This window comes from Dokdonella sp. (assembly GCF_017744955.1).
Classification (GTDB): Bacteria; Pseudomonadota; Gammaproteobacteria; order Xanthomonadales; family Rhodanobacteraceae; genus Dokdonella_A.
On record NZ_JAGIAG010000001.1, the window covers coordinates 966,811 to 991,184 of the forward strand.

The 24,374-nt window shown below is 69.3% G+C and carries 19 protein-coding genes; 13 read left to right on the forward strand and 6 right to left on the reverse strand.

From position 1 onward, the window contains the following. Positions 1 to 19: 19 nt before the first annotated feature. Together rho and trxA are read right to left on the reverse strand one after the other, a co-directional pair. A complete protein-coding gene (gene rho / locus J7520_RS03950) occupies positions 20 to 1,531 on the reverse strand; it encodes a transcription termination factor Rho (RefSeq protein ID WP_291184894.1) in 1,512 nt (503 codons plus the stop codon). Positions 1,532 to 1,893: 362 nt separating this feature from the next. After that, positions 1,894 to 2,223 (reverse strand): thioredoxin TrxA, encoded by a 330-nt coding sequence (gene trxA, locus J7520_RS03955; RefSeq protein WP_291184283.1) that lies wholly within the window; start codon positions 2,221 to 2,223, stop codon positions 1,894 to 1,896. Positions 2,224 to 2,526: 303 nt separating this feature from the next. On the opposite strand from trxA, the gene J7520_RS03960 reads away from it, so the two are divergent. Then, a complete protein-coding gene (locus J7520_RS03960; protein WP_291184286.1) occupies positions 2,527 to 4,242 on the forward strand; it encodes a DEAD/DEAH box helicase in 1,716 nt (571 codons plus the stop codon). Positions 4,243 to 4,284: 42 nt separating this feature from the next. On the opposite strand, the gene J7520_RS03965 is transcribed toward J7520_RS03960, so the two are convergent. The 4 genes from J7520_RS03965 to J7520_RS03980 all read right to left on the reverse strand — a co-directional run bounded on the left by J7520_RS03965 (position 4,285) and on the right by J7520_RS03980 (position 11,545). After that, positions 4,285 to 6,888, reverse strand: coding sequence for a serine/threonine-protein kinase (locus J7520_RS03965; RefSeq protein ID WP_291184289.1), 2,604 nt, complete (start codon positions 6,886 to 6,888; stop codon positions 4,285 to 4,287). Positions 6,889 to 6,933: 45 nt separating this feature from the next. Next, a complete protein-coding gene (locus J7520_RS03970; RefSeq protein WP_291184291.1) occupies positions 6,934 to 7,506 on the reverse strand; it encodes an ECF-type sigma factor in 573 nt (190 codons plus the stop codon). An 86-nt stretch (positions 7,507 to 7,592) separates the two neighbouring features. Further along, complete coding sequence (locus tag J7520_RS03975) at positions 7,593 to 9,227, reverse strand: hypothetical protein (RefSeq protein WP_291184294.1); 1,635 nt, start codon at positions 9,225 to 9,227, stop codon at positions 7,593 to 7,595. A 167-nt stretch (positions 9,228 to 9,394) separates the two neighbouring features. Beyond that, positions 9,395 to 11,545: a hypothetical protein gene (locus tag J7520_RS03980; protein WP_291184297.1), complete on the reverse strand. Its 2,151-nt coding sequence runs from the start codon at positions 11,543 to 11,545 to the stop codon at positions 9,395 to 9,397. Positions 11,546 to 11,744: 199 nt separating this feature from the next. Here J7520_RS03980 and J7520_RS03985 point away from each other — a divergent pair, with 199 nt between their 5' ends. Genes J7520_RS03985 through ung form a run of 12 tightly spaced genes read left to right on the forward strand, consistent with a single transcriptional unit; the run spans position 11,745 to position 24,192 of the window. Then, positions 11,745 to 12,650, forward strand: a complete 906-nt coding sequence (locus J7520_RS03985) for a type II secretion system protein N (RefSeq protein WP_291184300.1) — start codon at positions 11,745 to 11,747, stop codon at positions 12,648 to 12,650. A 23-nt stretch (positions 12,651 to 12,673) separates the two neighbouring features. Beyond that, a complete protein-coding gene (gene gspD / locus J7520_RS03990) occupies positions 12,674 to 14,734 on the forward strand; it encodes a type II secretion system secretin GspD (RefSeq protein ID WP_291184302.1) in 2,061 nt (686 codons plus the stop codon). Beyond that, positions 14,731 to 16,245 carry a type II secretion system ATPase GspE gene (gene gspE / locus J7520_RS03995; RefSeq protein ID WP_291184305.1) on the forward strand — a complete coding sequence of 505 codons (1,515 nt, stop codon included), beginning with the start codon at positions 14,731 to 14,733 and terminating at the stop codon, positions 16,243 to 16,245. Before gspD ends, gspE begins: the two co-directional genes overlap by 4 nt. Further along, complete coding sequence (locus J7520_RS04000; RefSeq protein WP_291184308.1) at positions 16,242 to 17,036, forward strand: hypothetical protein; 795 nt, start codon at positions 16,242 to 16,244, stop codon at positions 17,034 to 17,036. The genes gspE and J7520_RS04000 overlap by 4 nt, the downstream gene beginning before the upstream one ends. Further along, positions 17,033 to 17,320, forward strand: a complete 288-nt coding sequence (locus J7520_RS04005) for a ribbon-helix-helix protein, CopG family (protein WP_291184311.1) — start codon at positions 17,033 to 17,035, stop codon at positions 17,318 to 17,320. Before J7520_RS04000 ends, J7520_RS04005 begins: the two co-directional genes overlap by 4 nt. After that, positions 17,317 to 17,736: a PIN domain-containing protein gene (locus tag J7520_RS04010; RefSeq protein ID WP_291184314.1), complete on the forward strand. Its 420-nt coding sequence runs from the start codon at positions 17,317 to 17,319 to the stop codon at positions 17,734 to 17,736. Before J7520_RS04005 ends, J7520_RS04010 begins: the two co-directional genes overlap by 4 nt. Beyond that, positions 17,736 to 18,947, forward strand: a complete 1,212-nt coding sequence (gene gspF / locus J7520_RS04015) for a type II secretion system inner membrane protein GspF (RefSeq protein ID WP_291184316.1) — start codon at positions 17,736 to 17,738, stop codon at positions 18,945 to 18,947. Before J7520_RS04010 ends, gspF begins: the two co-directional genes overlap by 1 nt. Beyond that, on the forward strand, positions 18,948 to 20,879 hold the full coding sequence (gene asnB, locus J7520_RS04020) for an asparagine synthase (glutamine-hydrolyzing) (RefSeq protein WP_291184319.1): 1,932 nt from the start codon (positions 18,948 to 18,950) through the stop codon (positions 20,877 to 20,879). A 31-nt stretch (positions 20,880 to 20,910) separates the two neighbouring features. After that, positions 20,911 to 21,648 (forward strand): cell division ATP-binding protein FtsE, encoded by a 738-nt coding sequence (gene ftsE / locus J7520_RS04025; RefSeq protein ID WP_291184322.1) that lies wholly within the window; start codon positions 20,911 to 20,913, stop codon positions 21,646 to 21,648. Next, positions 21,645 to 22,652 (forward strand): permease-like cell division protein FtsX, encoded by a 1,008-nt coding sequence (ftsX, locus tag J7520_RS04030; RefSeq protein ID WP_291184324.1) that lies wholly within the window; start codon positions 21,645 to 21,647, stop codon positions 22,650 to 22,652. Before ftsE ends, ftsX begins: the two co-directional genes overlap by 4 nt. Continuing rightward, positions 22,649 to 23,488: a response regulator gene (locus J7520_RS04035; RefSeq protein WP_291184327.1), complete on the forward strand. Its 840-nt coding sequence runs from the start codon at positions 22,649 to 22,651 to the stop codon at positions 23,486 to 23,488. The genes ftsX and J7520_RS04035 overlap by 4 nt, the downstream gene beginning before the upstream one ends. Beyond that, entirely contained in the window at positions 23,485 to 24,192 is a 708-nt protein-coding gene (gene ung / locus J7520_RS04040) for a uracil-DNA glycosylase (RefSeq protein WP_291184330.1), read from the forward strand. Before J7520_RS04035 ends, ung begins: the two co-directional genes overlap by 4 nt. Positions 24,193 to 24,374: the final 182 nt, after the last annotated feature.

Below are 24,374 nucleotides of genomic sequence, written 5' to 3' on the forward strand. Positions count from 1 at the left end.
CTGCGTCCGGGCGGGGACTTCAGCCGCCGCGCTTCATCGACGAGAAGAACTCGTCGTTGGTCTTGGTGTTCTTCATCTTGTCGAGCATGAACTCCATCGCCGCCAGCTCGTCCATCGGATGCAGCAGCTTGCGCAGGATCCAGATCTTCTGCAGCTGGTCGGGATCGATCAGCAGATCCTCGCGGCGCGTGCCGGAGCGGTTGATGTCGATCGCGGGGTAGACGCGCTTCTCGGCGATGCGGCGGTTCAGGTGCACTTCCATGTTGCCGGTGCCCTTGAACTCCTCGTAGATGACCTCGTCCATCTTCGAGCCGGTGTCGATCAGCGCGGTCGCGATGATCGTCAGGCTGCCGCCTTCCTCGACGTTGCGCGCGGCGCCGAAGAAGCGCTTCGGGCGCTGCAGCGCGTTGGCGTCGACGCCGCCGGTCAGCACCTTGCCCGAACTCGGCACCACGGTGTTGTAGGCGCGGGCGAGGCGGGTGATCGAGTCGAGCAGGATCACCACGTCCTTCTTGTGCTCGACCAGGCGCTTGGCGCGCTCGATCACCATCTCGGCGACCTGCACGTGGCGCACGGCCGGCTCGTCGAACGTCGAGGCGACGATCTCGGCGCGCACGGTGCGCTGCATCTCGGTGACTTCTTCCGGACGCTCGTCGATCAACAGGATGATCAGGTGCGCGTCCTTGTGGTTGTGCACGATCGCCTGCGCGACGTTCTGCAGCATCATCGTCTTGCCGGCCTTCGGCTGGCTGACGATCAGGCCGCGCTGGCCGCGGCCGATCGGCGCGACCAGGTCGAGGATGCGGCCGGTGATGTCCTCGGACGAGCCGTTGCCGCGCTCGAGATGGAACGCCTTGCGCGGGAACAGCGGCGTCAGGTTCTCGAACAGGACCTTGTTCTTCGACGCTTCCGGCGGCTCGTCGTTGATGTCGTCGACCTTGAGCAGGGCGAAGTAGCGCTCGCCTTCCTTCGGCGGGCGCACGCGACCGGTGATGTAGTCGCCGGTGCGCAGGTTGAAGCGGCGGATCTGGCTCGGGCTGACGTAGATGTCGTCCGGGCCGGCGAGGTAGGACGCGTCGAAGCCGCGCAGGAAGCCGAAGCCGTCCTGCAGGATCTCCAGCACGCCCTCGCCGTAGATGCCGCCGCCGGCGCGCGCGTGCGCCTTCAGGATCAGGAAAATGATGTCCTGCTTGCGCGCGCGGGCCACGCCTTCCTGCACGCCGAGGCTTTCGGCCAGCGTGAGCAGGTCGGCGGCGGACTTGCGCTTGAGGTCGTTGAGGTCGATCAGCGGGCCGTTGCCGCCGCCGTTGCGCTCGTCGTATTCCTCGTCGAAATTCGGGTTGTTGTGGCCTTGCGGGTTGCCGCCGTGGCGGTTGCGGCGGTCGCGGCGACCGCGACGGCCGCCCTGGCCTTGCGCATTCTGACCGCCCTGGCCTTGCTGCTGCGGCTGGTTGTTGCCGGACTGCTGCGGCGCTGCGCCGCCGCCTTCCGCGCTCGGCGCGGCGGTTTCGTTCGGTGTCGCGGCCGGCACGCTGTCGGCGGCGGCTTCCTGCGGCGCGTTCTGCGAAGTGCGCGAACCGCGCGGACGGCGGCCTTCGGCACGGCCTTCGGCTACGGCGACGGGGCCGTTCTCATTCGTTTCGTTTTCGGACACGGGCAATCCTCGCTGGGCGCCGTTGGTGAAGCTGGGGAGGGAAGATCTCGGGGAAGAAGCGGGCGGGGCGGCTGTGGCCCCGGGCGCTAGAGCGCTTGAGAACTACGTTAGCACCGCGATTGGCGGGCGTAAAGCGGCGCCGCGGTGATTCGTGATTGGCGATTGGTGATTCGGATCGAGCAGGGCAGCCGCACGGCGGAGGCGCCTTTTGCGAATCACGAATCACCAATCACGGCATTTCAGGCAATCGCCTTGTCGATCATGTTGGCGAGCGCGGACTTGCTGACGGCGCCGATCTGCGTCGCCTGCACCTTGCCGTCCTTGAAGATCATCAGGGTCGGAATGCCGCGCACGTTGTAGGTCCGCGGAGTCTTCTGGTTGTGGTCGACGTTGATCTTGGCGATCTTCAGCTTGCCCTCGTAGGTGCCGGCCAGATCGTCCAGCATCGGCGCGATCATCTTGCACGGGCCGCACCATTCGGCCCAGAAATCGACCAGCACCGGCTCGGACGAGTTGAGGACCTGGGTCTCGAACTGGTCGTCGCTGACATGAGAGATGAGTTCGCTCACGATGACTCTCCAAAAAGGGGGAACGACCGGCCGCCGCGCGCCGAAGGCGGGGTTCCGCTACACTTGCGCGGTTGGGCGGCACGGGAAGGGATGCGGCGGGACGCGAAATCCACGTCCCATTTGAGCCCAAACCCCGACCCGCTGCAAGCTGGGGGCGCCGTTGCGCATTGCAAGACTGCAGCCGCGCCGCCATCTGCCATCCACCCCCGGAAGCGCCAGCCGCATATCCGACGAAAGGCGCGCCGCGCCAGACGACAGCCCGGCTACGTCGCGCGCTTCCCCTCCTCACGAACGTAACGATTCATGTCCCAACATCCGCTCACCGACATCACCTTCGAAAGTTTCGACCTGCATCCGCGCCTGCTCTCGGGCCTGAATGCCGCCGGCTTCACGCGCTGCACGCCGATCCAGGCGCTGACCCTGCCGGTCGCGCTGACCGGCCGCGACGTCGCCGGCCAGGCGCAGACCGGCACCGGCAAGACCGGCGCCTTCCTGGTCGCCGTGCTGAACCGCCTGCTGACCCAGCCGGCCGTCGCCGACCGCAAGCTGACCGATCCGCGCGCCGTCATCCTCGCGCCGACGCGCGAGCTGGCGATCCAGATCGACAAGGACTTCCGCAACATCGGCCGCGACACCGGCCTGACCTCCGCGCTGATCTACGGCGGTGTCGACTACGAAAAGCAGCGCGACGCGCTCAAGGCCGGTTGCGACCTGATCATCGCCACGCCCGGCCGCCTGATCGACTACCTCAAGCAGCACGTCTTCTCGTTCAACGCGATCGAGGCCGTGGTGCTCGACGAAGCCGACCGCATGTTCGACCTCGGCTTCATCAAGGACATCCGCTTCCTGTTCCGCCGCATGCCGCCGCGCGAGCAGCGCCAGAGCATGCTGTTCTCGGCCACGCTCAGCCAGCGCGTGCTGGAACTGGCCTACGAGCACATGAACGAAGCCGAGAAGCTCGCGGTCGAAGCCGACAACGTCACCGCCGACCGCGTGCGCCAGGTGGTCTACTTCCCGGCGAAAGAGGAAAAGCTGCAGCTGCTGATCGGCCTGCTCTCGAGCGTCGACGCGCATCGCAGCATGGTCTTCGTCAACACCAAGATCGCCGCCGAGAAGGTCACGCGCGCGCTCGAACGCCAGGGCTTCTCCGTCGCCACCTTGTCCGGCGACGTGCCGCAGGCCAAGCGCGAGCGCCTGCTCGGCAAGTTCCAGAAGGGCGAGATCGAAGTGCTGGTGGCGACCGACGTCGCCGCGCGCGGCCTGCACATCCCCGACGTCAGCCACGTCTTCAACTACGACCTGCCGCACGACGCCGAGGACTACGTGCATCGCATCGGCCGCACCGCGCGCCTCGGCGCCGAAGGCGATGCGATCAGCTTCGCCTGTGATCTCTACGCGATGGGCCTGCCGGACATCGAGAAGTACATCGAACAGAAGATCCCGACCGCCTCGATCGATCCGCAGATGCTGGTGGCGCCGCCGCCGCGTCCGCGCGCGCAGGCGGCCGCGGGCAACACTGCCGACGAGGCGGCCGACGATGCGCGCAACACCGCCGGTCCGCCGAAGAAGGAAGGCCCCTCGCGTTCGCGCGGACCCCGTTCGCAAGGCGGCCGCGGCGAACGCCGCGAGGGCGAGCGGCGTGACGGCCGTCGCGGCGAGCCGCGCGGCGAAGCGCGGAAGGACGCGCCGAAACCGGTCGTCGCCGAAGCCGTTGCGCCGGTGGCTCAGGCGGACGCGACTCCAGCCGTCACGAACGGCGAGGCGCCGCGCAAGCGCCGCCGCCGCGGCGGTCGCGGCCGCAACAAGCGGCGCGAGGGCGAGGCGATGAATCCCGCCGTCGGCGCCGGCGGCGACAACGCCGCGCCGGCGCACGGCAGCGAACGCAAGCCGCGCCGCGAACACGCGCCGCGCAGCGAGCGCACGATCCCGACGGCGCCGCCGGGACCGGTCGCGGCCGAGAGTTCGCCGCCGAAGCAGGGCTTCTTCCGCCGCCTGGTGCGGATGTTCACCGCGCGCTGACGCGGCGATTCCGGCACGCGCCGCACGGGCGCGTGCTTCCAGCTAGCGGGCGTTCGACTCGGCCCGTATGCGCGCGATGACCGGCCGATAGTAGTCGTTGCGCGCCTTCACCAGCCCCTGATCGAGGCGTGCGGCGAACGGTTCGATCGCCGCGGCCGCCTGGTCGTGGCGGCCCAACCGGTTGAGACAGTCGGCAGCCGCGACGCGCACGTCGAATTCGCGCGCGGTGAACTGGTTCGCCAGCGCGCCCATGCGTTCGAGCAGCGCGTCGATCCCGTCGCCGCCTTCCGTCCGGCAACGCCGCGCGGCGGCATACAGCTGCGCGCGTTGCGCGAATTCCTCGCGGTCCTGCTCGTCGGCGATCGCCGCGCCCGCTTTCGCATCGGCGGCGGCGCGCTCGAGATCGCCGGATTGGAACGCGAGGTCCGCCGAGTGGATCAGGCTGAGCCCGACGAACGGATGCGACTCGCCCAGGGCTCCCTTCATCGACTGCGTCGCCTCGTCGCGCCAGCGGCGCGCCTCGTCGAGGCGGTTCCAGCGGAAATACAGCATCGCCAGATCGCTGAGCTTGAACGAGGTTTCGCGATTGACCGCGCCGTAACGCTGCTTCATGCGCTCGATCACGCGGAGGAACAGCGGCTCGGCTTCTTCGAACTCGCCCATGAACATCAGCGTCTGCGCCAGGTTGCCCTCGGTATTGGCGAGCTGGCCGCTCGATTCCAGGCCGTGCGCGCGCTGGAAATCGATCGAGCGCCGCAGCAGCTCCGCCGCACCGGGCAGATCCAGGCGCGGATAGCCGCGCGGAATGCTGGCGAAGCCGAGCAGGTTTCCGTACACGTCGGGATGCTTTTCCTTGATCGGCTCGGCGATCTCGACGGCGCGGTCGATCAGCCGCCGGCTTTCGTCCCAGCGCGCCAGGTGGTTGTTGGCGATCGAGTGCGTCGAGTACAGCGTCGCCAGCGTGAGCGGGTCGGTGACTCCGTGGGCCTCGGCGAGTTTCGTCGCCGCCTCGAGACTGGCGACGGCGGCGTCATAGTCGCCCTTCAGCACCAGGACCTCGCCGACCAGGCTCGCCGCCCGCACGCGGGTTTCCCAAGCGCGCGAGTCGTCGGCCGGCCCGGCGGCCACCTCGCGCGCCAGCGCGAGCGCTTCGTCGTAGCGATCGGTGCTCTTCAGGCTTCCGGCGATGGTGAGGCGCAGGTCGTTGCGGGTTTCCGGATCGAGCGAGGCGTCGTCGCGGATCGTCGCCACGGAACCGGCGAGGAAATCGCCGAGCTTGGTGTCCGCGCCGACACCCGTCTGCGGATCCGGGCTGGCCAGGAGATTCTGCAGAAAGCCGAGCGAGGCTTCGGCCCGGTTGCGCTCGGCCTCGGTGCGCTTCAGCTGCGCGTCCAGCGTGCGCAGGTGATAGACGCCGAGCAGGGCGACCACCAGCAGAGCGCTGCCCGCGATGCCGGCGGCGACGCGATTGCGTCCGACGAACTTGCGCAGGCGATAGCCGAACGCGTTGCCGGAGACGCGCACCGGCGCGCCGGCGAGCCAGCGTGAGAGATCGTCGGCGAGACTCTGCACGCTGGCGTAGCGGCGCTCGGGTTCCTTCGCCAGCGCCTTGTCGAGGATGCGCGAGAGATCGCCGCGGACCTCGTTGCGGTAGGCGCGCAGGCTCGTCCGGCGCGCGGTCAGACGGCGGCCGGCAGCTTCGCTGCCGTCGCGCGAAATCGCTTGTGCGAGCGGCTGCGGCGGTTGCTCGCGGATCGTGCGCTCGGCCGCGGCGAGATCGTGGCGGTCGAGCACATACGGCAATACGCCGGCGATCAGTTCGTACAGGACCACGCCGAGCGCATAGACGTCGGTGGCGACGCCGGCCGCTTCGCCGCCGAACTGCTCGGGCGCGGCGTACTCCGGCGTCAGTACGCTGCGATGGCCGACCGTGGTCAACGTCGCACCGGCGTCCTCGTCGCCGAGCAGGCGCGCGATGCCGAAGTCGAGCAGTCGCGCGTGGCCGTCGGCGTCGACGAGGATGTTGCCGGGCTTGAGGTCGCGATGCACGACCAGTTGCGCGTGCGCGTACTGCACGGCGGTACAGACGTCGAGGAACAGCCGAACACGCGCACGCAGGTCGAGCGCCTGCGCATCGCACCAGCGCGTGATCGCCTCGCCGCGCACGAATTCGAGCGCGAACCACGGCCGGCCGTCCGGCGCGACGCCGCCGTCGATGAAGCGCGCGAGGTTCGGATGCGACAGGCGCGCGAGGATGCGCCGCTCGCGTAGGAATCGCGCACGGATGTCGTCGAAGTCGAAGCCGCGGCGGATCAGCTTGAGGGCGACGTCCTGGCGGAAGTCGGCGCCGTCGCGCTCGCCGCGATAGACCACGCCCATGCCGCCGCGGCCGACGCGCTCGACGACGCGGAATGCGCCGAGCTTCGTGCCGATCAGGGCATCCGCGTCGGCCGGCGGGGCCGGTTCGGCTTGCGCGGGATCTTCGTCGAGTTCGCATTCGCCGATGCCGCGCAGCAGGGCGAGGACGCGTTCGCGCAGCGCGGTGTCGGGACCGCAGCGTTCGGACAGGAAGCTGTCGCGTTCGCCGGGCGCGGTGTCGAGTGCATCGCGCAGGATCCGCAGGGCCTTCAGTTCGCGCTCGTCCACGCCGGCTTCCCCCTTCGTCGTCGGCAACCCGCCGTGCCCGCCGTCCTAGGCCGTCGTTTCCAGCCGCCCTCTCAGCCATTCGCGGGCGGCGACCCAGTCGCGCCGTGCGGTGCGTTCGGTCACGCCGAGCGCGGCGGCGACCTCGGTCACTTCGAGGCCGACGAAGTAGCGCAGCTCGACCACCTTCGCCATGCGCTCGTGCGCCGCTTCGAGTTCGTTCAGCGCCTGGTCCAGCGTGGCGAGATCGGTACCGTCGGGAATCGGCAGTTCCAGCGCCTCGGTGAATTCGTCGCGCTGCCAGCCGCCGCCGCGTTTTTCGGTGGCGGCCTTGCGCGCGCGATCGACCAGCACCTGCCGCATCATGCGCGCCGAGGCGTTGAGCAGATGCGCGCCGCTCTCGAACGCCGCCGGCGTGCGTCCGAGCAGACGCAGCAGCACCTCGTGCACCAGCGCGGTGGTCTGCAAGGTCGCGTGTCCCGGCGTCGAGCGCAGCAGGCCGGCGGCGATGCGGCGCAGGTCGGCGTAGACCAGCGGCAGCAGGCGATCGAGCGCGAGCGGATCGCCCTCGCTCCAGCGCTGCAGCAGACGCGTGATGCTGTCGTTCCCCGACTCCGCCATGCACGCACGGTAACGCGTCGCGCGCGCGCCTGCCAAGCGCGCGGCGACGGCGAGAGCGGGCGCGCGATCGAAGGCTCCGGCGCCGCTCAATCGAAGCCATCGCGAAAGATCACGTCGCGGCCGACGCGTGCCGTCGCGTACATCAGCGTGTTTCCGGTGCTCGAGTCGCGCGCGTCGCCGGCCACGCTGAAGCTGCCGTCGCCGTTGGCGACGATGCCGTACAGCGCGCTCGAGGACGGGAACGTTCCCGACGGCGGCCTGATCGCGCTGGCGAACCGCTGCGCCACCGCGCCGCTGTCGGCGTCGACGAAGGCGACCGCCGCGGAAGGGATGAAGTCGGCCTGGACTTCGGCGTCGTCCTGTCCGGCGATCGCCAGCGTGGCGCCGTCGCGTGCGACGGCGAGGGGCGAAGCGGGGCCGTAGACGGCGCACGCCTGCGCGTCGCTCGGATCGTCCCAGCCGCCGAAGCGCAGCTTGCCGTTGTCGCCGAAGGTGGCGACGTAGTTGCCGTCCTGGTCCAGTTTGCCGACTCCGGTGCCGGAAGCGCAGGCCTGGGCGACGCTGGCGACCACGTAGACCTCGTCCCGGTAGGGCGACGCCGGAATGCCGAGGCCGAGCGTGCGCACGGCGATGCCGCGGTTGCGGTCTTCCTTGGTACCGCGGTCGAACTGGACGAAGGCGAAGCCGTTGCCGGAACCGGCGCCAGTGCTGCCGCCGAAGCTGGTATCCAGATCGCCGCTGCTGCTGAACTTGACGACCGCGGCGTCCCAGTCGTTGCTGGTGGCCGAGGTCGTCGAGTACTGGCGCTCGGCACCGACGTAGATCGGGCCGGAGCCGGTGAACCCGCGGAAACCGACGGCAAGGCTGCGCGCGATGAGCGGGCAGGCGCCGGCCGTCGCGACGGCGGTCGAACAGCCGCCGGAGTTCTGGAAGAGGAAGGCGATGCTGGTGCCGTTGGTGCCGAAGGCGCTGTCGCCTTCGAACGTCGTGGTGCCGCCGACGTTGAACCGGCTGAGGCGGACGTAGTTGCCCGAGCCGCCGTACACGGTGGCGGCGGCGAGCAGCTTGTACGGAGCGCCGCCGATGGTGCCGCTGCTGAACAGGGCCATCTCGGCGCCGTCTTCGTTGAACGGGCTGGTGAACAGCGTGAAATGGCCGAGGAAGCGGCCGGTCTCGCCGCTCGCGTCGGAGAAGATCAGCAGCTGCACGTCGCGGCTCCCGCCGTCCGGCGTGTGATCGACCATGATGTAGATGCGGTCGCCGATCGCCTTGACGTCCTTGACCGCGGTGAAGCGCGGCGTGAGTTGTCCGGACAGGTTGCTGCCCGGGTAGATCAGGTACTGGTTGCCGAAGTTGCCGTAGGACGAGGCGAAGCTCCAGGCCACGCGCTGACCGGTGGCGTTGTAGCGCACCAGGCCGATGTGGAACTGCCCGTCCGGCGGATCGGGTTGGTTGTAGGCCGGCACCAGGCCGACCACGACGACGTCCCCGTTGGGCAGGCGCACGAGCTTGCGGCCGCGATAGTTGGCGCTGTCGGGTCCGGCGAAGCGATCGAGGAAGAACGCGCCGTCGTTGAATCCCGGATCGAGGGTGTAGCCGCCGGCGACCTGCAGCTCCGGCGCCGTCGGCGCGTCGGGTACGAGCGGTTCCTCGGCGGCGGCGGCGATGGCGACGGCAGGCAGGGCGAGGCACAGGATGGCGCGGGCGATTCGGTGACGCATGGCGTGGTCCTCCGGCAGGGCCGGCTCGCTGGCCGGTTCGTTCGGGGATACGCGGAAATTCGACGTCGCCGGACATCGGGCCGGAAACGAAAACGCCGCCGGCGCTGACAGGCCGGCGGCGCGAGGTCGTGGCGCGGTGCCGTGATCGAGCACCGCGCCGGAGCGGATCAGTCGAAGCCGTCGCGGAAGAGCGTGTCGTCGGGAATGCGGCGATAGGCCAGCGTGAAGGTTCCCTGCGCGGCGAGGTCGTATCCGCGGATGCTGATGGTCCGCGTGGTGGTCGAGTCGCTGGTGAACAGGACGTGCGACTGAAGGCCGCAATCGTCGTCGTTCGAGGTCACGCCGACCACTTCCATCACGGTGTCGAAGTCCGCTGAGCCGCCGCCGACGGCGCTGCACAGGGACAGCTCGTAGTCGTCTCCCGCGACGACCGGCAGCAGCAGTTCCCACGATCCCGACGGGCCGATGCGTCCCAGGCTCCAGGTGCTCCAGGATTCGACCGGCGTCAGCGTCGCCGGAACGTTGCGAATGGTCGCCATCACGTTCGGCGAGGAGACCGCAGTGTTGTTGCCGGTCACCTGGTCGCCGTCCAGCCGCAGGTACATCGAGGGGTAGTAGCGGCCGGTCGGCATCGTGTCGGGAATCGTGGTCGGATTCACCGTCAGCCGGCGCGTGCTCGACGGGTCGACGGTGATCGAGTACGACGCAGCGCGCAGGAAATAATAGCTGTCCGTCCAGGAGCGCCAGTTCTGCGCCAGGTAGATCTCCACGCGCGGATCGGCGAAGGCGAGGGTGCCCGCGTTCTCGACCTGGATGGTGCCGAAGGTCAGCGGCTGGCCGTGGTAGATCGTCGTCGCGCCGGGGAACGCGGCCGTGTAGAGCGCGTTCATCGAGTTCGGGTCGTCTTCGGTCTGGTACAGGCTGAGTAGGCCGTCGAGGTCGATCGTGGCGCCCGGATAGGAAACGCGCACGGCGTCGGCGTCGTCCTCGTGCAGGAACGGCGGGCGGAATTCCTTCGGCGCGTAGTTCATCACCGAATCCCACCACACGTTCTCCGTTTCCCACGGATGCGCCAGCCCCCAGGCGTGTCCGAGTTCGTGCAGCGTGCTCTGGTCGATGCCCCAGCAGGTGTCGCTGCCGTTCGCGCTGCGCGACTCGTCCAGCGTCCAGCAGTAGGCCGGGTTGAGCGCGATGTCCGATTCCAGGATCACGCCGGAGCCGTTCCAGCGCGACCAGGTGATCGCCAGAGTGGTCGCGCCCCAGCCCGCGCCGAACTGCGCGACCATGTCGGCGTTGCTCGGGAAGCCGACCATCTCGAAGCGGTCGTTGCCCCAGGCCCAGGTGGTCAGGTCGGTGCCGCTGACCCGGTTCAGGTTGTCGGCGACGTGGTTCCAGTCGGACATCCGGTACTGGTCGTGCGGCGACACCCACCAGTCGTGCGGCCATTCGTCCCAGACGATCGGGCGGTTGGCGATGGCGAAGCGGTGCCAGTTCGGCGTCGTCGGTGCGTGCGCGGCCTGCGGCTCGGGCTGCGGGTCGACCACCGGCTCGGCCAGCGCGTCGCCCGGCTCCGGATCGGCGGACGCCTGCTGCTGCAGCGGAGCGAGACTGCTGCTCGCAGCAGGGGGCGCGAACGGCGCGCGGAACGGAACGGCGGTCTTGGACGGATACGTCACGCCGGCCGCGGGACCCGCGTGGCGGAAATGCGGCGGCGCGTTGCCGCGCTTCTGCACGCGCGTGTCGATCTGCGCGATCAGCGAATCGAGCGGAAGGCTTTGCCGGCCCGACAGCGCGCTGGCGAGGTTGTCGTCGGTGACGCGATAGACGCCCTGGTCGCCGCCCATGAACGGGCAGAACACGTGGTTCGCCTCCGGGTCGAGGAACGCCACGTAGCGCTCGCCGACGAACAGTTCGGGATTGGAACTCAGCTTGTGCGTCTCGCCGTCGAGCGTACCGCCGGCCTGGGTGACGACGAATTCGGTGTGGCCGACGCCGCCGTCGATCAGCACGCGCCCGATGCGGAAGCGGTAGTCGGTGAGGATCAGGTTGTGCTGGTTGTTCCAGCGCGGCTGCGCGGAGACCAGCGTGCCTTCCACGATCGACGCCGAGCCGTCGACGAGTTCGTCCAGCGTGACCGGTACGTGGTGCTGCGCGAAGGACAGGCTGCTGCCCGCGGCGGCGCACAGGGCCACGACCAAGCCGAGCGCTCGGCGCGCGAGGCGGTCGAGACGTCCGGGCCAGTGCGTGGGCGGATGGTTGCGCCGGGAGGCGTCGGTGCGTCGAAGCGAGGAAAGCGGAATCGGATCGCGTGCGTTCATGTGGAATCTCCCCGTTGGATACCGGCCGAGCGACCGGTTCACCAGGGAATACGCCGAATTCCCTCGCGCGCTGACGAGGGTGGAGGCAGGCCCGCTCCGATCGGCGTGCACGGACAGGCATTCCGGCTCGACTGCGTCACCCCGCGCGTGGCCCGCGTTTGCTACGCTTGCGCGTCTTTCGTCGCAGGGGGCGCAGCGCATGGCGCGGCGCGGGTTCGCCATCGATCGTGGTCGCTATGCCGAAGCGGCGGCATGGGCCAGCTGCGCCGTGCTCGGCGCGCTGGCGCTGTGGCTGCTCGCGCGCCTGGTGTGGCAGCTGCTGCCGCACGGCGATGCGACGTCGAGCGGCGATCGCGCGCAGCTTGCCGGCGCGGTGGCGGTCAGCGCGCCGGCGCGTTCGATCGCCAGCTGGCATCTGTTCGGCGAGACGCCGCAGCGTCCCGGCAGCGGCGGCGCGGCGTCGACGCTGTCGCTGATCCTGCGCGGCACCGTCGCCGACGGCGATCCGAAGGCCGGATTGGCGGTCCTCGCCGGCGCCGACGGCGTCGAGCGCGCGTTCCGCGTCGGCGAGGAAGTCGTCTCCGGCGCACGTCTCGCCGCGGTCTATCCGGATCGCATTGTGCTGTCGCGCGCAGGTGCCGAGGAAACCCTGCGTCTGCCGCGCGAACGCACGCTCGCCCCGGCCGACGTCGTGCGTTCCCCGCCCGCCGGCGCGAGTGCCCGCGCGCCGCGCAATGCGGCCGGTGCGACGCCGGCGGCGCCGGCCGCCGCCACCACAGCGGTGATCAAGCCGTCGGCCGAAGCGCAGCAGACGCTCACGCAGCTTCGCCAGAACCCGGACGAGTTGATGAAGCGGGTGCCGATGGTGCCGGTGCTCGACGGCGGCCGCCTGACCGGCGTGCGCGTCGCCGCCGGCGCCGACGCGGCCCTGCTCGGCCAGTTCGGCCTGCGCGCGGGCGACGTCGTCACCGCCGTCGACGGGCAGGCGGTCGATTCGTTCGCGCGCGGCCAGCAGATCCTGTCCAACCTCGCCGGCGCGAATTCCGCGCGCGTGACCGTGCTGCGCGACGGCAAGCCGGTCGAGCTGCGCGTCGGGCTGCAATGATGATTTCCAGAGGATTTCCCGCAATGCGTGTTCTGCCGCTCGCTTTCGCTCTTTTCGCCGCGCTACAGGGAGCGGCGTTCGCGCAAGGAGCGCCGGAGCCGCAACCGGGCCATGCGCGCACGGCCGACGGTCGCCACACGCTGAACCTGAAGGACGCCGACATCCAGGCGCTGATCGCGACGGTCAGCGAGATCACCGGCAAGAACTTCATCGTCGGGCCGACCGTGCAGGGCAAGGTCACCGTGGTCTCGGCGCAGCCGATGCGGCCGGACGAGATCTACGACGTGTTCCTGTCGGTGCTGCGCGTGCACGGCCTCGCCGCGGTGCCGTCCGGCAGCATGATCAAGATCGTGCCGGAATCCGCCGCGCAGGCCGACGGCGGCGCGGGCGTGAGCGCCGCGCGCGCGGAGTCTTCCGACGAGGTCGTCACCCAGATCGTGCCGGTCAAGCACGTCTCGGCGGCCGAGCTGGTGGCGATCCTGCGCCCGTTGATGCCGCAGGGCAGCCAGCTGCTGGCGCATTCCACGTCCAATTCGCTGGTCGTATCGGATCGCGCCGGCAACGTGAAGCGGCTGATCGACATCGTTCAGCGCATCGACACGGTGTCGGACGCGCAGGTGGAAGTCGTGCCGCTGCGCCACGCGAACGCGGCCGAGCTCGCGCGCACGCTGACCTCGCTCGCCGACGACAAGACCGCACAGGCGAACGGCGAGGCATCGCGCGTGTTCGCCGACACGCGCACGAACTCGATCCTGCTCGCCGGTTCGAAGAACGGCCGCCTGAAGCTGCGCGCGTTGATCGCGCATCTGGACACGCCGGTCATCGACGGCGGCGACACGCAGGTCGTCTACCTGCGCTACGCCAGCGCCAAGGACCTGGTGCCGATCCTGCAGGGCGTCGCCGCGACGCTCAGCGGCAGCGCGCCGCCGACTGCGGCGAAGGCGACCGACACGGCGAGCGGCGCGGCCTCGGTGGCGACGATCCAGGCGCACGAGGAAACCAACGCGCTGATCATCAGCGCGCCGCCGGCGATCTTCCGCTCGCTGTCGGCGGTGGTGCGCCAGCTCGACATCCGCCGCAGCCAGGTGCTGATCGAGGCGGTGATCGCCGAGGTCGCCGACCAGACCGCGAGCGAACTCGGCGTGCAATGGCAGGTGGCCGGCAACAAGCACATCGTCGGCGGCACCAATTTCACCGGCGCCACGCCGGGCAACAACATTCTTTCGGCGTCGATCAATCCGTTCGGCATCGGCAACGGCTTCAACCTCGGCTACGTCGCCGGCACGATTCCGGGGCCGGACGGCAAACCGATCGCCCAGCTCGGCGCGCTGATCAGCGCGCTGCGCGGCGACGGCAAGTCCAACATCCTGTCGACGCCGTCGGTGCTGACGCTGGACAACCAGGAAGCGCAGATCAAGGTCGCGCAAGAGGTGCCGTTCCTCACCGGCCAGTACACCACCAACGCCTCGAGCACGGTCGGCGGCACCACGCCGACCAACGGCATCACCAATCCGTTCCAGACGATCGAGCGCAAGGACGTCGGCCTGGTGCTGAAGGTCAAGCCGCAGATCAACGAGGGCGAGTCGGTGCGGCTGGACATCCACCAGGAAGTCTCGAACCTGCTGCCGCCGGTGCAGGGCGCGGTCGACCTGGTCACCAACAAGCGCGAGCTCACCACCAGCGTGCTGGTCAAGGACGACGCGCTGCTCGTGCTCGGCGGCCTGATCGACAACCAGCTCAAGGACAACGCGCAGAAGGTGCCGGTGCTCGGCGACGTGCCGCTGCTCGGCAACCTGTTCCGCTACCGCACCAACGATCATCAGAAGCGCGATCTGATGGTGTTCCTGCATCCGAAGATCCTGCGCGACGAGGCGACCGAGGCGTCGGTGTCGAGCGAAAAGTACAACTACATGCGCACCGAGCAGCTGCAGATGCGCCAGCAGGACTGGCCGATCACGCCGCGCTCGCAGCGCCCGCTGCTGCCGGACGTGCACGACTTCCTCGCCAGCCCGTCGCTCGACGGCCAGCCGAATCTCGCGCAGCCGCCGGCGCGCACGCCGACCGGCGCGTCGCCGCGCCGATGAGCGAGGCAAGGTCTCCCGTCGACTCGTCCGCCGCGCAGCGGCCGTCGCGGCCGAGCTTCGGCTTCGCGCGCCGTCACGGCGTCGCGCTGACCGGCTGGCGCGGCGAGATCGCCGAGATCGCCTGCCGCGCCGACGCGCGCGCCGAGGTACTGGCCGAGCTGCGCCGCCATCTCGGCGCGCCGCTCGCGTTCACGACGCTGGCGCCGCCGGAGTTCGAGCGCCTGCTGCGCGAGCTGTACGAGCAGGGCGACGACGCACGCACGATGGTCTCCGACCTCGACGAGCGCATGGACCTCAAGGCCGTCGCCGACGAACTGCCCGAGCCGGAAGACCTGCTCGAGAGCGAGGACGACGCGCCGATCATCCGCCTGATCAACGCGCTGCTGACCGAGGCGGTGAAGGAAGGCGCCTCGGACATCCACATCGAGCCGTACGAGAACCGCCTCGTCGTGCGCTTCCGCATCGACGGCGTGCTGCGCGAGGTGCTGGCGCCGCAGAAGGCGATCGCCAGCGCCGTGGTCAGCCGCATCAAGGTCATGGCCAAGCTCGACATCGCCGAGCGGCGCCTGCCGCAGGACGGCCGCATCGGCCTGCGCGTCGCCGGTCGCCCGGTCGACGTGCGCGTGTCGACCATCCCCGCCGGTCGCGGCGAGCGCGTCGTGCTGCGTCTGCTCGACAAGCAGGCCGGCAAGCTCGACCTCGCCCAGCTCGGCATGGACGAGGCGATGCGCGCGCGGTTGGAGGACCTGATCGCGCGCCCGCACGGCATCCTCTTGGTGACCGGTCCGACCGGATCGGGCAAGTCGACCACGTTGTACGGCTCGCTGCTCAAGCTCAACGACTCCTCGCGCAACATCATGACGGTCGAGGATCCGATCGAGTATTACCTCGACGGCGTCGGCCAGACCCAGGTCAACCCGCGTGTCGACATGACCTTCGCGCGCGGGCTGCGCGCGATCCTGCGCCAGGATCCGGACGTGGTCATGGTCGGCGAGATCCGCGACCTCGAAACCGCCGAGATCGCCGTGCAGGCCTCGCTGACCGGTCACCTGGTGCTGTCGACGCTGCACACCAACTCCGCGGTCGGCGCCGTCACGCGCCTGCGCGACATGGGCGTCGAGCCGTTCCTGCTGTCCTCGAGCCTGATCGGCGTGCTGGCGCAGCGCCTGGTGCGCGTGCTCGATCCCGCGGTGCGCGAGGCGTACGCCGCGAGCCCGGCCGAACTCGCCGCGTTCGGCCAGCCGGCCGACGCGAAGGTCACGCTGTATCGCCCGCGCGGCGATCTCGCCGCGAACGCGCGCCATGCGGGCTACCGCGGCCGCACCGGCCTGTACGAGCTCGTGGCCGTAGACGACGCGATGCGCCGGCTGATCCACGAAGGCGCATCCGAGGCCGAACTCGAACGCCACGCGCGCGCGCGCTCCGCGTCGATCCTCGAGGACGGTTGGCGCAAGTGCGTGGCCGGCATCACCTCGACTGAAGAAGTGTTGCGGGTGACACGCGAGGAGTGAGCGACGTATCGGGCGAAGGCTGCATGCCGCGGAAGCGCGCGAATCGCCTTCCGTGGCTTCTGCTGCCGGGGCTGGACGGCAGTGCGGAACTATTCGACGAATTCGTGCAGTGCCGGCCGCGAGCGGAGGTGCATCTCGTACGGTATCCGCTCGACTCGACTTGGCAACTCGACGACTACGTCGCGCATGCGGAGACGGCCGCTCGCGCGATCGGGCCTTGCATGGTCCTCGCTGAATCGTTTTCCGGGCCGATTGCGCTGAGATTGGCACGCCGCTGCGAGAGCGTTGCCGCTATCGTGTGGGTGGCGAGCTTTCTCCGATGCCCGAACCCGCTGCTGAGATCCGTCCCGCTCGACGTCGTCGGAGCACGTGTGCAGCGCTGGATCACTTCGACGCCACTCGTCCGGCTGATGTGTCTGGATTTCGATGTCACGCCCACCTGTGTCCGCACAGTCCAGCAGGTCGTCCGGGCGCTGCCGATCGAGGTCCTGCGCTCGCGTTTGCGGTTGCTGCGCGATCTCGATCCGAATGGAGCGTTGGACGGGTTGGACAAGCCATGGTTCGCCTTGACGGCAAGTCGTGATCGCCTGGTCGTCACGAGCTCCTTTCCTTCGGAATCGGCAGGAGCAAGCAACCGTCAGCGTCGATGGGCCGCACTTTCTGCTGCAAGCTCGTCCGGAGGCATGTTGGCGACGAATCGGGACCTGGCTGGCGTCTCGATGCATCTGATGGAGTTGCAATTTCAAGGCCGGCGTCATACGTTTATGACGTTGCTGGAGGCAATGTCATGACCTCTTCCGAACTCCGCATCAACGCCCGCCTGACCGGCGAGGACGCGCGCCGTTTCCGCGAACTGCAGAAGCGCGAAGGTCTGTCCGCGTCGGATCTGCTGCGCGACGCTTTGCGCGCCTATCACGCGGAGCGCACGCGACCGCGCGCCTCTCCCGCCAAGCTGCTCGCGGGCAGCGGTTTCGTCGGCGGCGGCGAAGGCCCGGCCGACTTGTCCGAGCGCTACAAGGACTACCTGACCGAAGCGTTCGAAAGCAAGCTTCCGATGCGCGTGCACGACCGATGATCCTGGCCGATTCGGGCTTCTGGATCGCGCTCGGCAACCGCCGCGACCGACACCACGCATCGGCGTGCGACGCGTTGGAACGTTTCGGCGAAGAAGGCTTCGTCAGCACCTGGCCGGTGCTGACCGAGGTGGCGCATCTGCTGGCGGCGCGGGTCAGCGCGAACCAGGCCGTCGCTTTCGTCGACGGCATCGCGCGCGGCGCGTGCGAGATTCCCGAACTGCCGGCGGATGCGCTGATGCGCGCGCACGTGCTGATGCGCCGCTATCGGGATCTGCCGATGGATCTCGCCGACGCCTCGCTGGTGATTCTCGCCGAGGATCTCGACGAAGGTCGCATTCTGTCGACCGATCAGCGCGACTTCGAAGGGTATCGCTGGAAGAATACGCGTCCGTTCCAGAACCTCCTCTTGTACTGATGCCCGCATTCGCCTACCAGGCACTGGACACCAGCGGCAGAACCCAGCGGGGTGTGCTGCAGGGCGACACCGCGCGCGCGGTGCGCGGATCGTTGCGCGAGCGCGGACTGAATCCGCTCAGTGTCGAAGAGGTGCGCGAAGGCGCCCGGCGCACGCGCGGCGCATTCGCGCGCGGCGGCTTGAGCGCCGTCCAGCTGGCCTTGCTGACACGCCAGCTGGCGACCCTGATCGGCGCCGGCCTGCCGATCGACGAGGCGCTGGCGGCCTTGTCCGAACAAGCCGAGAGCGAACGGCAGCGCGGTCTGACTATGAGTCTGCGCGCGCGCGTGATGGAAGGCGCGAGCCTGGCGCAGGCGCTCGGCGACTTCCCGGAGAGCTTCCCCGAGATCTTCCGCGCGACGGTGGCGGCCGGCGAGCAGTCCGGCCGGCTCGAATCCGTGCTCGACAAGCTCGCCGACTACGCCGAAGCGCGCGATGCGTTGAAGCAGAAGATGCTCGCCGCCCTGGCGTATCCGTTGCTGCTGACGCTGGTCGCCGTCGCGGTGGTCGCCGGGCTTCTCACCTGGGTCGTGCCACAGATCGTCGGCGTGTTCCAGAACCTGCATCAGACGCTGCCGCTGGCGACGCGCGCGTTGATCGCGCTGTCGGCGTTCCTGCGCGGCTGGGGCTGGTTGATCCTGCTCGCGGCGATCGCGGCGCTGGTCGCCGCGCGCTTCGCCTTGCGCAGCGAAGCGGTGCGTCATCGCTGGCACGAACTGCTGCTGCGCCTGCCGCTGGTCGGTCGTCTGATCCGCGCCGCGAACACCGCGCGCGCGACGCGCACGCTGGCCCTGCTCGCCGGCAGCGCGGTGCCATTGCTCGACGCGCTCGGCATTGCCGCCCAGGTGGTGCCGAATCTGCCGATGCGCGAAGCGCTCAAGCGCGCCGCGTTCAAGGTGCGCGAGGGCGCTGCGTTCTCGCGAGCCTTGGGTGAAAGCGGTCAGTTTCCGCCGGTCGCATTGCGTCTGATCGCGAGCGGTGAGCGCTCGGGCGAGCTGCCGCGAATGCTCGAGGAAGCGGCGCAGCAGCAACAGCGCGAACTCGATCGCTGGCTGACCGCGCTGACCGCGGTGCTCGGCCCGGCCGTGATTCTCGCCGTCGGCGCGATGGTGCTGTTCATCGTGCTGGCGATCCTGCTGCCGATCTTCAATCTGAACCAGATGGTGAAGTAGGTGTGCGGTCTCGCCGGCTGCTGGGAGCCGCACGCAGGTCACGATGCGGCCACGCTCGCATCGCGCGCGCGACGCATGGGCGAATCGCTGCGGCATCGCGGACCGGACGACGACGGCGTCTTCGTCGACGCGGCCGCCGGTCTGGCCCTGGCGCACCGGCGACTGGCTATCCTCGACTTGAGTCCGCTCGGGCATCAGCCGATGCAATCGGCCGACGCGCGCTGGGTGATCGTCTACAACGGGGAAATCTACAACTTCGCGGCGGTGCGCGAGATCCTGGTCGGGCGCGGGCACACTTTCCGCGGTCACTCCGATACCGAAGTCCTGCTCGCCTCGATCGTCGAATGGGGCCTGGAAGGCGCGCTCGCGCGCTGCGACGGCATGTTCGCGTTCGCGCTGTGGGACCGGAGCGAACGCCGGCTCTGGCTGGCGCGCGACCGGGTCGGCAAGAAGCCGCTCTACTACGGTCGATCGTCGCGCGGCCTGCTGTTCGGTTCCGAGCTGAAGGCGCTGCTCAGCCATCCCGATTTCGAACCGGAGATCGACGCCGACGCGCTCACGTCGCTGCTGCGCTACGACTACATCCCCGCGCCGCGCTCGATCTACCGCGAGGTGCGCAAGCTTTCCGCCGGCCACTGCGTGTGCTTCGACGAGGCGGCGCTGCGCGCGTCGGACTGGCCGGTTCCGCACGCGTTCTGGGATGCGCAGGCGCACATCCGCACGGCATCCGCGCAGCGGTTCCGCGGTGGCGAAAGCGAGGCGCTGGAGCAACTGGACGCGCATCTGCGCGACGCCGTGCGCCTGCGCCTGCACGCGGACGTGCCGGTCGGCCTGTTCCTGTCCGGAGGAACCGATTCCTCCCTCGTCGCCGCGCTCGCGCAGCGCGAAAGCGCGCAGGCGGTGCGCAGCTTCACCATCGTGTTCACCGATCGCTACGACGTCGACGGCGTCTATGCACGCAAGATCGCGGCTCATCTCGGCACGGCGCACACCGAGTTTCCGGTCGGCGGCGCCGACGCGCTCGCCGTGGTACCGCGGCTGCCGGAGATCTATGACGAGCCGTTCGCCGACGTGTCGATGATTCCGAGCGTGCTGGTCGCCGAACTGGCGCGCACGCAGGTCACCGTTGCGCTGTCCGGCGACGGCGGCGACGAGCTGTTCTTCGGCTACGCGCGCTATCTGCGCGCGTTGCGCAACTGGCGCTGGCACGCGTGGCTGCCGGCCGCGCCGCGACGGGCGCTCGGGCGCTGGCTGATGCGCGGCGATCTGGAGACGGCGCGCACCGGCGGCTCGCGCACGATCGGCATGGAATTGGCGGCGGAAGGCATCGACGGCATCTATCTCAATCGCATCAGCCGCTGGCGCGCGCCGCTGCGCGTCGTGCGCGGCGCAAAGGAGCCGACCACCGCGTACACCGCGTATCCGCTCGCCGATACCGATCTCTCCCCGGCCGAACGCATGATGAGTCTGGATTTTCTCTGCTACCTGCCGGAAGACATCCTGGTCAAACTCGACCGCAGCGGCATGTCGGCGGGTCTCGAGGCGCGTTCGCCACTGCTCGATTCGCGCGTCGCGGAATTCGCCTGGTCGTTGCCGGATGCGCTGCGCGTGCGCGAGAGCGAACCGAAGCATCTGCTGAAGGCGTTGCTGCGCCGCTACCTGCCGGAGGAGCTGGTCGATCGCCCGAAGGCCGGCTTCGGCGCGCCGGTGGGGTCGTGGTTGAGCGGACCGTTGCGCGAATGGGCCGACGACCTGCTGTCGGAAGATCGCCTGCGCCGCGATAATCTGCTGGATGCGTCGTCGGTATCGCGGCGCTGGAACGCGTTCAAGCACGGCGAGCGCAAATGGCATACGCATCTGTGGAGCATCGTGATGTTGCAGAGCTGGCTGGGTTGGCAGCGCGATTTCCGCGCCGCACGGAGGCAGGCGTGATCTTCCCGCGTACGACGGCGGGGCTGCGCGCGTGATCCGCTTCGATCAGGTCGCCAAGCGCTACGCATCGGGCCAGGACGCGCTGGCCGATCTCAGCTTCGAGATCGGCGCCGGCGAAATGGTCTTCGTGACCGGACATTCGGGTGCCGGCAAGAGCACGTTGTTGAAGCTGATCGGCCTGGTCGAGCGGCCGACGCGCGGGCAGATCGTGGTCAACCACGCCGATCTCGCGCGCGTGCGGCGCGGCGGCATCGCGCAGGCGCGGCGCGGCATCGGCATGGTGTTCCAGGATCACCGGCTGCTGATGGACCGCACCGTGTTCGACAACGTCGCCCTGCCGCTGCTGATCGCCGGCACGGCGCGCGAGGAGATCGGCAAGCGCGTGCGCGCGGCGCTGGACAAGGTGGGCCTGCTGGCGAAGGAGAAGGCGGCGCCGGTGACGTTGTCCTCGGGCGAGCAGCAGCGCGTCGGCATCGCGCGCGCGATCGTCGCCAAGCCGCCGGTGATCATCGCCGACGAGCCGACCGGCAACCTCGATCCGCAGTTGTCGGCGGAGATCATGGGCCTGTTCGCCGAGTTCGGCCAGGTGGGCACGACGGTGCTGATCGCCAGCCACGACCTGATGCTCGTGCGCCGGCTCGGCAAGCGCGTCCTGGTGCTCGATCACGGCCGCCTGATCGACGACTTCCGGCCCGAGTCGAGCCGGACCGGCGCGAGCCGCGTCGAGTCGAGTCGCCCTGAATCGGGCCGGCCAGGGCAGGACGCATGAGCCGCCAGGCCGAACGCAACGTGCGGCGCCAGGCGCCGGCGCCGAAGGTCGCGGCGGAGCCGCGGCGTGCGCGCGTGCCTTGGCGCGCGCGCCTCGCCGCCTGGCGCGACCAGCACCTCTACAGCTTCTTCTCCAGTCTCGGCCGGCTCGCCGCGCGGCCGTGGGCGAACGCGCTGACCGTGCTCGTGCTCGGCTTCGCGCTGGCGTTGCCGCTGATGTTCTATCTGTTGTTCGACAACGCGCGCGATCTCGCCGGCGGACTGCGCGAGGCGCGTGAAGTCACGGTGTTCCTGCAGCCGGCGATCGACGGCAAGGGCGCGGTCGCGCTCGCCGCGGAATTGCGTGCGCGCGCCGACGTCGCCGACGTGCTGATCCGCACGCCCGAGGAAGGCTTGGCCGAGTTCCGGCAGCTGTCCGGGTTCGGCGAGGCGCTCGACGCGCTGCATGCCAATCCGCTGCCGACCGTGCTGGTCGTCACGCCGGGCGCGCAGTCGGATCTCGACGCGCCCCCCCTGCTGGCGGACCTGAAGGCCGATCGGCGCGTCGATCTGGTGCAGTACGATGCGACCTGGCGTCGTAAACTTTCCGACATTCTCCACTTCGGCGAACGCATCGTCGCGGTGATCGCGGCGCTGCTGGCGCTGGCGACTCTGCTGGTGATCGGCAACACGGTGCGCATGGACATCCAGGCTCGAACCGCCGAGATTTCGGTGATGCAATTGATCGGCGCCAGCGACGGCTTCGTACGGCGCCCGTTCCTGTACGCCGGCTTCTGGTACGGCCTGTTCGGCGGCATCTGCGCGCTGGCGATCGTGATCGCGATGGAGCTCGCGCTCGTCGCGCCGGCGCAGCGGGTGATCGAAAGCTACGGCGGCCGCTTCGCGCTGCACGGCGTCGGCGTGCTCGTCGCGCTGGCCGTGATCGGTGCCAGCGCGCTGCTCGGCTGGCTCGGCGCTTTCGTCGCGACGGCGCGCCATCTCGCCGCGGGGCAGCCGCAGGCATGAGCGAGCCGATCCGCCTGACGCGCCACATCAGCAGCGATGCGCCGCGCGTGCTCGTCGTCGACGGCTCACGTGTCGTGCGCCAGTTGATCGAGCGCGTGCTGAAGACCGAATTGCCGAACGCGGTCGTGCTCGGCTGCGGCAGCGGCGAGGAGGCGCGCCGCGTGCTCGAGGACGGAGTCGTCGATCTGGTCACGACGGCGCTGCGCCTGCCGGACATGGACGGCCTGGAACTCGCGCGCCGTGTGCGTGCCGGCGCGACGCAGGCCTACATTCCGATCGTGGTCGTTTCCGGCGACGTGCAGGAGCGTCTGGTCGCGCGCAAGCTGTCCGACGACGTCACCGACTACTTCGACAAGTCGCTCGGCTTCGAGGCGCTGGCCGCCTTCATCCACGGCTACGTGCGCCCGACCGCGACGGTCGACGGCGAGGTGCTGTACGTCGAGGACAGCCGAGTGGTCGCGTTGGCGACGACGCGCATGCTGGAGAAGTCCGGCTTCACGGTCGTGCACGTGCTCAGCGTCGAGGCCGCGCTCGAGCGCCTCGAAGGCGCCGCGGCGCTGCCCGATCTGGTCCTGACCGACGTCAACCTGAAGGGCGAACTCGGTGGCGGCGATCTGCTCGAGCGCATCCGCAACGGCTTCGGTCACGCCAAGGGCGAGCTGCCGGTGCTGGTGATGACCGGCGACGACAACCCGGCGAACCAGGCCGCGCTGCTGCGCGCCGGCGCGAACGACCTGGTGCACAAGCCGATCGAGGAGCGCCTGCTGGTGACCAAGCTGCAGTTCCAGCTGCGCGTGTCGCGCCGTCTGCGCGAGCGCGCGAGGGCGCCGGCATGAGCGAGGACCGGGTCAAGCTCGAGGCTTCGTGGAAGACGCGCGTCGGCGACTATTTCGAACGGCCGGAAATGCTCGCGCTGGCGGAATTCCTGCGCGCGCAGAAACGCGCCGGCAAGGTCATCTATCCACCCGGGCCGAAGATCTTCGCCGCGCTCGACACGACGCCGTTCGAGGCGGTCAAGGTCGTCATCCTCGGCCAGGATCCGTATCACGGACCCGGCCAGGCGCACGGCCTGAGCTTCTCCGTGCCGCCCGGCGTGCCGCCGCCGCCGTCGCTGCTGAACATCTTCGCCGAGCTGCAGCGCGAACCCGGCATACCGCGGCCGGACCATGGCTGCCTGATTTCCTGGGCACGCCAGGGCGTACTCCTGCTGAATGCCGTGCTCACGGTCGAACGCGGTCAGGCCGGCTCGCATGCCGGCAAGGGCTGGGAAGGCTTCACCGATGCCTGCATCGACGCGCTGAACCGCGAGCGGGAGGGCCTGGTGTTCCTGCTCTGGGGCAGCTATGCCCAGCAGAAGGGCAAGCTGATCGATTCCCATCGCCATCGCGTGCTGAAGGCACCGCACCCGTCGCCGCTGTCGGCGCACCGCGGCTTCATCGGCTGCGGTCATTTCGCCCGCGCCAACGAGTACCTGCGCGCACAGGGGAAGGCGCCGATCGACTGGGCGCTGCCGCCGCGGAGCGAGCTGGAATTCGGCTGAGACGCCGCCCCTTTCTTGCGGAAAATCCTTTTCCTGCAAAGGGTTGGACTTTGGATTCGAACCGTGAACGCTGCGTCGCCGCGGCTCACCGAAAAAACACGTGCAATTAACGAACTTTCGGGTACTATAACTGTCAGTACAGTTATCCCCGAGCGCCGCAGCGCGCCGGAACTCTGTAGGCG

What these genes read in the sequence shown, in the direction of transcription:
- J7520_RS03960 (WP_291184286.1), top strand. Translation starts at nt 2,527, where the DNA reads ATGTCCCAACATCCGCTCACCGACATCACCTTCGAAAGTTTCGACCTG.
- J7520_RS03970 (WP_291184291.1), bottom strand. Translation starts at nt 7,506, where the DNA reads ATGGCGGAGTCGGGGAACGACAGCATCACGCGTCTGCTGCAGCGCTGG.
- J7520_RS03975 (WP_291184294.1), bottom strand. Translation starts at nt 9,227, where the DNA reads ATGCGTCACCGAATCGCCCGCGCCATCCTGTGCCTCGCCCTGCCTGCC.
- J7520_RS03980 (WP_291184297.1), bottom strand. Translation starts at nt 11,545, where the DNA reads ATGAACGCACGCGATCCGATTCCGCTTTCCTCGCTTCGACGCACCGAC.
- J7520_RS03985 (WP_291184300.1), top strand. Translation starts at nt 11,745, where the DNA reads ATGGCGCGGCGCGGGTTCGCCATCGATCGTGGTCGCTATGCCGAAGCG.
- gspD (WP_291184302.1), top strand. Translation starts at nt 12,674, where the DNA reads ATGCGTGTTCTGCCGCTCGCTTTCGCTCTTTTCGCCGCGCTACAGGGA.
- gspE (WP_291184305.1), top strand. Translation starts at nt 14,731, where the DNA reads ATGAGCGAGGCAAGGTCTCCCGTCGACTCGTCCGCCGCGCAGCGGCCG.
- J7520_RS04005 (WP_291184311.1), top strand. Translation starts at nt 17,033, where the DNA reads ATGACCTCTTCCGAACTCCGCATCAACGCCCGCCTGACCGGCGAGGAC.
- J7520_RS04010 (WP_291184314.1), top strand. Translation starts at nt 17,317, where the DNA reads ATGATCCTGGCCGATTCGGGCTTCTGGATCGCGCTCGGCAACCGCCGC.
- gspF (WP_291184316.1), top strand. Translation starts at nt 17,736, where the DNA reads ATGCCCGCATTCGCCTACCAGGCACTGGACACCAGCGGCAGAACCCAG.
- ftsX (WP_291184324.1), top strand. Translation starts at nt 21,645, where the DNA reads ATGAGCCGCCAGGCCGAACGCAACGTGCGGCGCCAGGCGCCGGCGCCG.
- J7520_RS04035 (WP_291184327.1), top strand. Translation starts at nt 22,649, where the DNA reads ATGAGCGAGCCGATCCGCCTGACGCGCCACATCAGCAGCGATGCGCCG.
- ung (WP_291184330.1), top strand. Translation starts at nt 23,485, where the DNA reads ATGAGCGAGGACCGGGTCAAGCTCGAGGCTTCGTGGAAGACGCGCGTC.